We start from the raw sequence: 11151 nt of genomic DNA on the forward strand, positions 1-11151 counted from the left end.
CCATCCGATCACCTGAAGTCACCCCCTGTCACCTGACGTCATACCTGGAGAGCTGATGTCACCCCGGACCCCCGGCGCCACCCGGCCCCCCGGCGCCACCCGGGCACCGGAAGCCCATCCGGTCAAGTCCCGCCGACCAGGTCCCGCCGGTCAAGCCTCCGACCAAGTCCCTCCGGTCACTCCGGTCACCCGACATCGAGGCGCAGGAGGTCCTCCTCCGTCTCGCGGCGGACGATCACCCGCGCCGAGCCGTCCTTCACGGCGACGACCGGCGGGCGCAGCGCGTGGTTGTAGTTGCTGGCCATGGACCGGCAGTACGCGCCGGTGGCCGGGACCGCGATGAGGTCGCCCGGGGCCAGGTCCGCGGGCAGGAAGGCGTCCTTCACGACGATGTCACCGCTCTCGCAGTGCTTGCCGACGACGCGCACGAGCATCGGCTCGGCGTCGGAGGTGCGCGAGACGAGGGCGACGCTGTACTCGGCGTCGTACAGCGCGGTCCTGATGTTGTCGGACATGCCGCCGTCCACCGAGACGTAGGTCCGCAGCCCGTCGAGCGGCTTGATGGTGCCGACCTCGTACAGCGTGAACGCGGTGGGACCGACGATGGCGCGTCCCGGCTCGACGGAGATCCGCGGCGTGCGCAGCTTGGCGGCCTCGCACTCACGCGTCACGATCTCGCTCAGCGCCTTGGCGATCTCGTGCGGTTCGCGGGGGTCGTCGTCGCTGGTGTACGCGATGCCGAGACCGCCACCGAGGTCGATCTCGGGCAGCTCGACCCCGTGCTCGTCGCGCACGGCGGCCAGCAGCGCGACCACGCGTCGGGCGGCGACCTCGAAGCCGGCCATGTCGAAGATCTGCGACCCGATGTGCGAGTGGATCCCGACGAGTTCGAGCGCGTCGAGCGCGAGCGCCCGCCGTACGGCCTCGGCTGCCTGCCCGTCGGCGAGCGCGATGCCGAACTTCTGGTCCTCGTGTGCGGTGGCGATGAACTCGTGCGTGTGCGCCTCGACGCCCACCGTCACCCGGATCTGCACCCGCTGGCGCTTGCCCAGGGACTGCGCGATGTGCGCCACCCGCACGATCTCCTGGAAGGAGTCGAGCACGATCCGTCCGACACCGGCCTCGACAGCCGTACGGATCTCGTTCTCGGACTTGTTGTTGCCGTGGAAGGCGATGCGGTCGGCGGGCATCCCGGCGGACAGGGCGGTCGCCAGCTCACCCCCGGAACACACGTCCAGGTTGAGCCCCTCCTCGTGCAGCCACCGCACGACGGCGCGCGACAGGAAGGCCTTGCCCGCGTAGAAGACATCGGCGTCGTGCCCGAACGCAGTGCGCCAGGCACGCGCCCGCTCGCGGAAGTCCGTCTCGTCGAGGAAGTACGCGGGCGTGCCGAACTCCTCGGCCAGCGCGGTGACTTCGAGCCCACCGACGCTCACGACACCGTCGTCCGTACGGCTGACGGTGTGCGACCACACCTTCGGGTCGAGGGCGTTGAGGTCGGCGGGCGGGGCGCTGTAGTGGCCCTCGGCGAAGACGTCGGCGTGACGGGGCCCGGCGGGATGTGCGGAACGGCTCATGTCTGAAGGGCTTTCTGCTGTGTCATCTGCGGTGTCAGAGGTATTCGGGTGCGCTGATGCCGAGCAGGGACAGGCCGCCGGCCAGCACCGTCCCGGCGGCTTCGGCGAGCGCGAGCCGGGCGCGGTGGGCGGCCGAGGGTTTCTCGTCGCCGAGCGGCAGCACGACGTGCTGGAAACCGAGAAGAGCATCGGCGGTCACGACAAGATGCCGCGCCAGCCGATCAGGCGCCCGGTGCCGCGCTGCGACACAGAGGGCGTGCGGGTATTCGGCCAGGGCGGCGAGGAGATCTGCTTCGTCTTGGTGGGGAGGGGTGGGGAGGGCGGCGGGGAAGGCACCGGTGCCACCGGGGGTGCGCGGGCCCGCCGCCCAGGGGGTGGGCGAGCCACCTTCGTGCGCAACGGCCTCGGCGAAGGCGCCGGAGCCGTTCGGAAGGCGTACGCCGTGAGGGGCGCCGGCGAAGCCGAGGGTGGCGGCGTTGCGGCGCAGGGCCCGGGTGCGGGCGTGGGCGTAACGGACGCGGAAGAGAGGATTGCTCTCGCGCTGAACCAGGTGGTCGGCGCTGATCCGGGGCCGGTCGTGGGGCGCGGGGTGAAGCAGCGCCCAGCGGGCGGCGTCGGGTCCGAGGGGGCTCGGGTCCTCGGGCGCGGGCACGGGCCGCAGGTTCACCGGCTCGGCGTGGCGCACCTCGGCACGTCCGCCCTGGGTGGCGACGATCCGTACGAGGGTGTCGGCGACCACTTCGGCCCGGGTGTCGTAGGGCACGCGCAGCTCGACGACCTGCCCGGCGAGGGTGTCGCCGTACCCGTACCGCGTCCCCTGCTCCAGGACCTCCTCCACCAGGGCGGCGAACGCTCCACCCCCGAGGGTGATGTTGAGGAAACCCGGTCCGGTGACGGCCACGTCGGCGACGCCGGGGGCACCCGCGATGTGCGGCCGCAGAATCTCGGCGACCTCTGGAGCCGGCCGCCCGGCCGGACCGGCCAGCCGCAACGCGATGTTCGTCGCGTAGTCACCGCACCCGCCCGGCCCCGGCGGCGTGACCGCCACGCTCGCGGGCACGGAGACGCTCAGTTCCCCCACGTCGACAGCACGACGCACCGCGCGCAGCACGGTACGGGAGAGCTCGACGGGAGTCACGGGACAAGCCTAGGGGAGGAGGGGGGTGGGTATGCGAGCCAGTTTGGACGATGGTCCGACATGTGGACGGGGCGCGGTCCCGTGTGGGTCCGGCAAACGTCGACGGGCGGCCGGGGTACTCCACACAGGTCGGCGGACCAACAGACCTGGACGCTCCGCCAACGAACAGACCAGGACGCTTCACCGACCAACACTCCGGGACGCTTCGCGAACCAACAGATCGGGACGCTCCACCGACCAACGCGCTGGGTACGGCTCAGTGCCCAGCACACCGGGTACGGCTCAGTGCCCAGCACACCGGGTACGGCTCAGTGACCAGCACGCCGGGTACGGCTCAGTGACCAGCAAGCCGGGTGCGGCTCAGTGACCGGTGCGTCCCGCGCGCTCGGTCTCCTCGACGGCGCCGCCCGCGACACCGCCGCCCACTTCACGCCGCTCCATCAACTGCCTTACGAGTCGCACGAGTTCAGAGGGCTCGAAAGGCTTGGCGAGAAAGGCGTCGACACCGACGTCGAGCCCGCTCTCGACCTCGTACTGCGTACAGGCACTGACAATCGCGAGGGGAAGATTCCGCGTCCGGGGATCGGCACGCAGCCGAGCGGCGGTGCGCAGGCCGTCGAGCCGAGGCATCACGACGTCGAGGGTGACGACATCGGGCCGAACCTGATGGACGACGTCCAGACACTCGGCACCGTCAGCCGCGGTCACGACCTCGAGACCCTCCAGCTCGAGGTTGACCCTGATCAGCTGCCGGATGACCTTGTTGTCGTCCACAACAAGCACCCGACCGGACACGCCTGGCACAACTCGAGAGTAGGTCCGCGCCCACCGCCGCGTCCGGGTTTTCCCCACTTCCACCCCGTGCGGCCCCCACCACCCCCGCAGGACGCACCCCACCGACCCAGCACTCCCCCGGCTCCTCCGCCACTCCTCCCGCACTCCCCACACCACCACCTTTCCCCCGACCAAAACCCGTGGCGATCACCCACGAAGGAGCTGGTAGGGTTCTACCCGTCGCCGCACAACGCGCCCGACACGCCCCCGTAGCTCAGGGGATAGAGCAACGGCCTCCGGAGCCGTGTGCGCAGGTTCGAATCCTGCCGGGGGCACTCGCCGAGGACCAGCAGGGATTACACGCTGACCAGGGCGGATGCCGAGAGAAGAGGGCGGGAGTCAGTCTCACTGACTCCCGCCCTCTCTCGTTGTCTCTCGGTGGTCGCGACACACCTCCGACACACCATGAGTACCGCCGCCCTGCAGTACAAGCGGGCACCAATGCGAGCGATCATGGAAAAAGATGGCTCAGGCGACAAAGGCGGCCGCCACGGCCTGCGCATGGACCAAGCCCTCTCGTTCGACGGTTTCCTCAAGGATGCGCAGACGAATGGCACAGGACCATGGCGGATCACGCCCGTAGCGAGTATCCACGATGCTGTATCGCTGACGGCGATCGCCAGCCAGCGGCAAGGCGGAAGCCTCGATCCACTCCCCTAACGACACGTTGATGACGCTAGCTAGCAGCCATTCTGAAGCTACGTTTCGAGAAGGACGTCGCCCCCTTCTTTGGTTGACCTGACAGGCCGCCGCAACCACGAGATACGGGAAGGTCTTGAGCGATAAAAATCCGACAAGGACCGTCACTGTCCGAAAGTGACCGTTGACAGCATGATCATGTCGTGATTGCGTTGCCCAGAATGACCTGACTGATCAGCAAAACGACATGGGGGAATTTTGCGCGGCATAAATAGAAGACCTTTGGGAGTGATTGCAGCGTTAGTCCTCGCGCTACTTTCTCCCGGAACTGCTCACGCCGACACAGCGCCTTCAAAAAATTCGATTGGCGTGGCGGCAGGTGCAGGGCGTGCGAGCGGAATTGACATTCACCGCGGACTCCGCAGTCAGCCGTCAGACTTCCAGAAGCTTCCTGAAATGAATAAGGCGTCAGCAGATTCTGACTGCGCTGAGACGAGGCGCAATCTCAAGGCGCTCAGGGAAGCAGGACAGAAGCAGGCTGTTTGCATCGAATGGCAGACGCCGCAAGAGACAGCGAAGACGCAGGGAGTGTCGCGCGCGTCTGCGACAGGTGTCGTGTGGTGTGGAACGCAGGCACGGAACCAGGCGTACGTGACCCGCTATTCCATTTGCTCGATACGCGACGTCATCATCGTCCTCATGGACACGACCACGGGCGTGATCTTTGGGAAGGCCTACGGCACTGTAGAGCAGGAGATCGATACGCAGAACGCGATTCCCGAGTTCTTTGAGTACATGAACTTTAGTCTCACGAGTGCCGACGTAGGGACTTCCGGGATGACAGTAAAGGTGGACTCGACTTGCTCGCTCGACTCTAGCTGTAAGGAGACCTCGGGCCCCTGGACCACACCTCGACCGATTACGGTCGGCGGCTCGATCGACGGCGGCATCACGCGTTCGTGGACCGGATCCCAGACACATGGAGCCGAAAAGGCTTTCCTTATCAGCTACGTGTTGACCATTAATATCGGAGGGCTTAGCGGCTCCACTAGCTGGGGAGGAGATCTCGAGCCTGGTGACGGTCAGTACCAGGTGCGCTGTGACTCCAAGGTAAGCGCTCGTGCAGGTTGCGTCGCCTCAGCATTCACCCCCACCTTCGAGGTGAGCACAAAGTACCCTCAAGCTCGCGCGTACATCGGCATGGTCCAAGCAAGCATGTCTACCCATCCGGCTTGGGAAGGTCGCGGTCAGCCTCTGCACCGCGAGTCGAGCGATGCAGAGGCGACGAAGAACCGCAACGTCGTCTGCGACAGCACGTTCACCGCCCACAGGGATACCCCTGCGCCTGCGCAGTGCGATGAGTGGCCGTTTGCCAAGTCGAAGGAGAGCGGAAGGCAGCTTGGGGTTAGATCTGGAGCGGAGTGCCAGCAGTACTTCATCCTCGCTTCGACCGTCAACGGCAAAGTGCGCCTGGACACCAGTTGGCCTGGAATGAACCAGGGGAAGATGCCTCCCGCGACGGCGAAGTGCGCCCGCGCCAGCATGCCGAAGGACCAGAATGAGGGCGTGGGCGGCGATCTCGGACGGTTCACGACAGAACAGCGCCTCCTCGGGAATGACCCCTACTGGGTGAATGCTGGACAGCCCGTAAACGCTGGATAGCCTTAGCAAACACACCGCTGCGCGGTTCGGCCCGATATTCGGCGGGCCGGGCCGCGCTTTCCAAGTAATCGATCGAGGTAGCCCGTGATCACTGAAATTTTCCCGAACACGCAGATTTACGACACAGGGTATTGCGTCCTTTTTGTGCGAGGAATTTCCCCTGCCGAGCTGCTTTCCAGAGTATCGGAAGGTCAGATTGAACCGATCTACTTGAGCAGGCTCGACGCAGAGGCCATCAAGGCGTTCGGAGAGGAAATCGACGAAGAGGATGTCCCTGATCTGGATTTTGATGCGCTGCAAAGCAGCGGCATGCTTGCCAGCAGCGGACCACTCTTGCGCGCCGGTTCCCACAATAACTGGGCTTTCGTTGTTGAATCCGATGGTCCATATCTCGCAAAAGAGGGAATCCTGAAGTCCGCATCTCGCGGCACTGTCGCCCTCTCTGCGCAGCTGAGCGAGACAATGGCTGCGTGGATCTCTTATGCGGAAAACGGTGAGATCCTCTCATCCTTCGATCCGCTCTTCCCCGAGAATGACTACGGGAAGGAACCGTCAACCCTTGAGGAACTAACCAGATACCGGGAAGCCATCAGCGGCGGGGACCGTGCGGAATCGTACGAAAACGCTCTTCGGAAAATTCAAGAGGTACTGCAATGTGCAGTACCTCTTGAAGCAGATGCTGCTCGCCTACTAGCGGTTCGCATCGCTGGCGGATACTGAAGGAGATCTGCGTCAGTTCCAGATCCAGTGGCTGTTGCTACACGCCGCCAATGCGCGTCGGGAAGCCCGATCTGTGGGTGGAGCGGCGAGCACGGGACGCGAAGCAGGGGCAGCCGGCCGAGACACCGACGCGGGTACCGGGGCCGATCCCTGTTGCGCCGCTTCATTCGTCGTCTCGACGTCCTGCTCACGCAGGTCCGGGGCCGGATCGGCGGGTCCCTGCGCGAGCAGCGTGCCGCCGAGGAAGGCGATCGCCGGCCAGCCAGCCACGACGATGCGGAGCGAGGCAGGAACGTGGTCCAGGTCGAGGAGTCCGGCCGTCGCGATGTTGGCGCCGAGACTCGCGGTGAGCGCGACCAGGAACCAGCACCACCCGGCTGCCTTGGATTCCCCCGACCTCAGCCGCTTCCAGGCCGCCACCAACAGCAGATCGACACTGATCGGGTAGGCCCACGCCTTCCAGCCGTCCTGTCCCGCGGCGACGGCTAGATCATGGAGGTGGGCGAAGGACAGAGCAGCAGCGATGACCGCTTGAACCAGTACGGCATCCACGCGGACCGGAAAGGCACGCGGTGCGGAGCGCTCGGCCACGCCGATCACGTCCTCTCGTTTCGGTTTCGGGCATGGCGGGGGTAAGGCCTTGGCGCGAGGCGGTCGCGCCGGCCGTCTGGACGGTGGGTCAGCCGGTCGCCGGATGCGGCTTGGCCACGGCGGTCGGAGTGACCACGGGCGACGCCGAGACGTGCGGTCGGAACGGCTTCAGGGCCGGTACGTCGGGGGCGAGCTCGGCAGTCTCGCGGCAGATCGCCGCGGCGTCACCGAGGGACAGGTACGGAGTTCGCATGCGCCCCCAGCCGCCGGACGTGTCACCGGAGACGGCCAAGCCCGGACGTTCGGCGGGAATGGTGGCAGCGACGCCGACCGCTTCGGGGGCGATGTCGCCGAGCGCCATCTTTGCCGAGGCCTCGTCGTTGACGCGGTGGCAGACGCGGCCCGTCAGTTGAGCCCGGAGCATGGTCGCGCCCTTGCCCAGTTCGGCGCCGAAGCGTTGGCCGCAGATCTCAAGGTAGATGCCGGCTGCCCGTCCGAGTTGGGCGAGTCGGATCAGCTGGGTCACCATTTCGTCGCGCCGTTCTTCGTCCTTGCGGCTTGCCACGAGGAAGAGTTCGGCGACCTCGTCGACGAACAGCACAATCGGCGGCGGCCGTTCGTCATCGGGCAGCCCCCACACGTCAGAGGTGATCTCCTCGTCCGGGATGCCGGGTGCGATGCCCTGCCGGGCCTTGATCAGGTCGTAGCGGTCCTCCATTTCCTTGACGAGGACGGGCAGCAGCTCGGCGGCCTCGTCGGAGTCGGTGGCCAACGCCGACAGCCGCGGAGCGAAGGGCGCCAGCTCAACACCCCGCTTGCAGTCGATGCCGACCAGGGCAACCGGCTGAGCGGACAGCCCTGTCAGCAGGTTGCGGAGGAACATCGGCTTCCCCGACAAGGCCGCGCCGAGGACGAGTTCGTGAGGGACCGCTCGATAGTCGCGGACGAACACGGTCGCGTCCTCCCGCAGCGCCACCGGCACGGCGAGAAGGTCACGCATCGCGCTGCGCGGCATTTTCACCGTGCGCAGCACATCGAAGCCCACCAACCGCAGCTCGACCACCCCCGGCTTGATCTCGCGAACGTGGACCGCGTGGACGCCCCAGGCATGCCGCAGCCGCTCACACGAGGCAGCCACGTCCGCCGGCTCCTGGCCAGGGGCGAGCCGAAGCCGGACCCGCAGCCCCGTGGAGGTGGGACGGATCAGCCCCGGCGCGGAGGCACCGGCCGAACTTCACGGCGGGTCGTGGCCCGCACGGCCAGGGCTCGTAGTCGGGACGGCTGGACCGTCAGCCCGCACGCGTCCATGCTGGAGCTGTACGAACCGACCAGCCGGACCACCGACGAGGGCAGCCCGACCGTGGCCCAGTAGACCGCCGGGTGCGCCTTCCGGGCGTAGACCGCCCCACCTAATAAGGCTGCGTGGGACCGTCTCCTGATCGATCCAGTGCCGGGACCCCGGGGGCCGGCGAACTTCACGGGCCTAGGTCCCCTTACGCGAAGCGTCTGGACTGTCCCGGCCGACGCGAAGCCCATCGCCCCCGCAGGCTCGACGCTCCCCCGGTTGGCAGCCGAGCTCCCCCACACCTTCGCCCTGATCGATCCCATGCACGGCGCCGAGGGCATCACCCGCCAACTCGAAGAACTCATCGAGCACCTGGCCCCCGAGTCCATCGACCTCCTGGACGTTGGCGGCGACATCCTCGCCAAGGGCGACGAACCCACTCTCCGTAGCCCGCTCGGCGACGCCCTCACGCTGGCCGCATGCTGGCCGCATGCTGCCAAGTCAACGCGCCTGTGAGGCTCCTGGTCGCCGGTCCCGGCCTAGACGGAGAGCTCCCAGCCGAGCTTCTGGCCGACCGGATGGGGCCAACAGCCCTGACGCTTACAGCTGAGCACGTGGAACCGATCAGCTCAATTCTGGAGTGGCACCCGTCCGAGGCGACAGCGATGCTGGCAGCCACAGCCCGCGGAGTCCGCGGCCTCTGCGAAGTCAGGGACGCCGGCCTACCTGTCCCCCTCACCGACGAAGGCCTCACCGTTCACGAAGCGGACCTGGACGACGCCCTCAACCGCAACGAGCTCGCACGCGCCATCCTCGCGACAGAGACCCTCGCCGAGGCCGAGCAATACAGCCGCGAGGTCTGCGGATACTCAGAGATCGACTACGAACGCAACAAGGCCAGTTGGCTCGGCAGCCAGCCGGAACAGAAGCTCGATCCGGAAGCGGTGCTCCGGCAACTCGACGAGTTCGAAGCCCAGGCGCACGATCGCGGGATCACGCACACGACGTTCCGCAGGATCACTGAAGCCCTCGGCCTCAACGGCAAGCAGCGCCAGGACCTGAGAGCACTACTGCTCAGCAGCCGTCGGGAGCAGTACGAAGCCCCGCTGTGGCGTATCCCAGCCGAAGTGTCCAGGTTCAGTTGAGCCTTGATGGACGTGTGTCAGTTGATGCTTGCCGGTTCTGAGCGGCTCGTCTCGCATAGTTGGCCGGGTGATCGACGTGCTCCGCCGATTCCAGGGGTTGTGCGGCCGCGTTCACGCAAGACCGGTGAGGGGAGCGCTGGGTTGCCAGGAGACGGGCAGGACAACGTCGACGCCGTCACGGCGGGCCAGGGGCAGCAGTCGGCTCATGGTGGTGTCGAGGTCGTCTAGCAGGTAGGGCATGGGGCGCAGTGGCCGGTCGAGGCCGAGGAAGAAGTCGTCCCAGTGCACCAGGATGACCCTCCTGGCCCCCGTCGCGGCCACGACCTCGTCCCAGTAGGTGTGAAGGAACTCGGCGGGCTGTTTGCCCAGCGTGCCGACGCCCAGGTAGATGACGTCGGCCTGGTGACCGCGCAGCGCGCCGGGCCGGTAGTTGGCGCTGGCTTGTAGCAGTACGCGTCCGTGGGGGTGGGTGACGAGCACGGAGTAGGCGGTGCCGGTCTTCCAGGCACCGGCACCGGCCGGCGGGATCAAGGGCTGATCGACGGTACCGGGGTAGTGGTCGCCCGGGCTGTGCACGGAGTTCAGGAAGGTCAGCGTGAAGCTGCCATAGGTCACGGTGTCGCCGTCGCCGACCACCCGCAAGGACGACTCGGGGACCCCCAGGCCGCGCCCGATGTTGGCGGTGGACTCCGACCCGACCAGCTCGGCGCCGGTCTCCAGCGCCCACACCGGTGCGTCGAGGGCGTGATCGTAGTGGGAATGCGCGCACACCACAGCGGCGAGGGTGTCCACCCGCAGGCGCTCGATGGCGGCACGGACCAGCGCTCGGTTCGGGGCGATCTTGCCCATGCCTACTCGCAGCATCCCGGGGCGAGTGACGAACCCGTCGCTGAGCACCGATGTCTGCCCGTCCGACAGCAGTACTGAACTGGTGCCCAAGAAATGAGCACTCAGCCCCTCACGGTGCGCTGCAGCGCGCTGCTGGTAAGACAGGTAAGGCCGCAGACTGGGGCGACCGATCGGCACCTTCATACGAGCATCCTCGAACCCCAGGGACGGGAGTGCCACCTCCGGACCCCGTGTGCCCTCTCACAAACGGTCCATCCTGCAAAGCCCGTTCAGCACGCGCTGGTGAGCCGCCCCGGGGCCCGGGCTTCTTCTCAGAGCTCGTTCCCACGTTCCCACCCATGCCTAGTGGCTTGTCCTGCAGCTTTCGAACACACCCAGCCGAAGCCTGAGTAACAACTTTCTCTACTGGTTCAAGACCCCCGGCTTCGCTGCGCCCGCCGGGCGCGCTCCCGGCTTGTCGGCGGCGGCTGAACGTGGGTTCTGGATCACTTTCAGTGCCGGAGCCACGGAGGGTCACCACGACCGCGATCATGAACGGCCTCGCGCGGTGAGCAGGACTCGCTTGCGGAGCAGGTCGAAGTTGGCACGGCCGAACATCTGCCGCTTCAGCATTTTAATCTTGTTGTTGTGGCCTTCGACGGCGCCGGAGCTGTAGCGGAGGCTGAGCCCGGCGACGACGGCGTCGAGGTCCTGACCGAGGCCGTTGACGAA

9 protein-coding genes, 1 tRNA gene and 2 pseudogenes are annotated in these 11151 nt (G+C 66.8%); 4 read left to right on the forward strand and 8 right to left on the reverse strand.

Annotated features, from left to right (window positions below; genetic code table 11):
- Positions 1 to 185: 185 nt before the first annotated feature.
- From lysA to ACFYR3_RS33000, 3 genes are all read right to left on the reverse strand, one after another.
- On the reverse strand, positions 186 to 1577 hold the full coding sequence (lysA, locus tag ACFYR3_RS32990) for a diaminopimelate decarboxylase (RefSeq protein ID WP_355844412.1): 1392 nt from the start codon (positions 1575 to 1577) through the stop codon (positions 186 to 188).
- A gap of 34 nt (positions 1578 to 1611) precedes the next feature.
- The gene (nrtL, locus tag ACFYR3_RS32995) at positions 1612 to 2715 is read right to left on the reverse strand and encodes an ArgS-related anticodon-binding protein NrtL (protein WP_389285575.1); all 1104 of its coding nucleotides are present in this window, start codon (positions 2713 to 2715) and stop codon (positions 1612 to 1614) included.
- 360 nt (positions 2716 to 3075) lie between these two features.
- Positions 3076 to 3567 carry a response regulator gene (locus tag ACFYR3_RS33000; RefSeq protein ID WP_355844730.1) on the reverse strand — a complete coding sequence of 164 codons (492 nt, stop codon included), beginning with the start codon at positions 3565 to 3567 and terminating at the stop codon, positions 3076 to 3078.
- Between the two features lie 185 nt (positions 3568 to 3752).
- Here ACFYR3_RS33000 and ACFYR3_RS33005 point away from each other — a divergent pair.
- Positions 3753 to 3824 (forward strand) — tRNA-Arg (locus tag ACFYR3_RS33005).
- 193 nt (positions 3825 to 4017) lie between these two features.
- On the opposite strand, the gene ACFYR3_RS33010 is transcribed toward ACFYR3_RS33005, so the two are convergent.
- On the reverse strand, positions 4018 to 4356 hold the full coding sequence (locus ACFYR3_RS33010; protein ID WP_389285577.1) for a hypothetical protein: 339 nt from the start codon (positions 4354 to 4356) through the stop codon (positions 4018 to 4020).
- A 531-nt stretch (positions 4357 to 4887) separates the two neighbouring features.
- Between ACFYR3_RS33010 and ACFYR3_RS33015 the strand changes: the two genes are divergently transcribed.
- Positions 4888 to 5850, forward strand: a complete 963-nt coding sequence (locus ACFYR3_RS33015; protein ID WP_389285579.1) for a hypothetical protein — start codon at positions 4888 to 4890, stop codon at positions 5848 to 5850.
- Positions 5851 to 5934: 84 nt separating this feature from the next.
- Positions 5935 to 6570 carry a DUF6461 domain-containing protein gene (locus ACFYR3_RS33020; protein ID WP_389285581.1) on the forward strand — a complete coding sequence of 212 codons (636 nt, stop codon included), beginning with the start codon at positions 5935 to 5937 and terminating at the stop codon, positions 6568 to 6570.
- Between the two features lie 12 nt (positions 6571 to 6582).
- Here ACFYR3_RS33020 and ACFYR3_RS33025 read toward each other — a convergent pair whose 3' ends face one another.
- Positions 6583 to 7161, reverse strand: coding sequence for a DUF2637 domain-containing protein (locus ACFYR3_RS33025; protein WP_389285583.1), 579 nt, complete (start codon positions 7159 to 7161; stop codon positions 6583 to 6585).
- An 88-nt stretch (positions 7162 to 7249) separates the two neighbouring features.
- A pseudogene (locus ACFYR3_RS33030) lies at positions 7250 to 8601 on the reverse strand (FtsK/SpoIIIE domain-containing protein).
- Between ACFYR3_RS33030 and ACFYR3_RS33035 the strand changes: the two are divergent.
- A pseudogene (locus ACFYR3_RS33035) lies at positions 8582 to 9591 on the forward strand (DUF1152 domain-containing protein); the annotation flags it as partial. The pseudogenes ACFYR3_RS33030 and ACFYR3_RS33035 overlap by 20 nt on opposite strands.
- 111 nt (positions 9592 to 9702) lie before the next feature.
- On the opposite strand, the gene ACFYR3_RS33040 reads toward ACFYR3_RS33035, so the two are convergent.
- Together ACFYR3_RS33040 and ACFYR3_RS33045 are read right to left on the reverse strand one after the other, a co-directional pair.
- Entirely contained in the window at positions 9703 to 10530 is an 828-nt protein-coding gene (locus tag ACFYR3_RS33040; RefSeq protein WP_389285585.1) for an MBL fold metallo-hydrolase, read from the reverse strand.
- A 438-nt stretch (positions 10531 to 10968) separates the two neighbouring features.
- Positions 10969 to 11151, reverse strand: a 183-nt coding sequence (locus ACFYR3_RS33045) for a transposase (RefSeq protein WP_389285586.1), incomplete at its 5' end; no start/stop codon positions are given.

The sequence above is a fragment of the Streptomyces sp. NPDC005784 genome, assembly GCF_042871525.1.
Classification (GTDB): Bacteria; Actinomycetota; Actinomycetes; order Streptomycetales; family Streptomycetaceae; genus Streptomyces.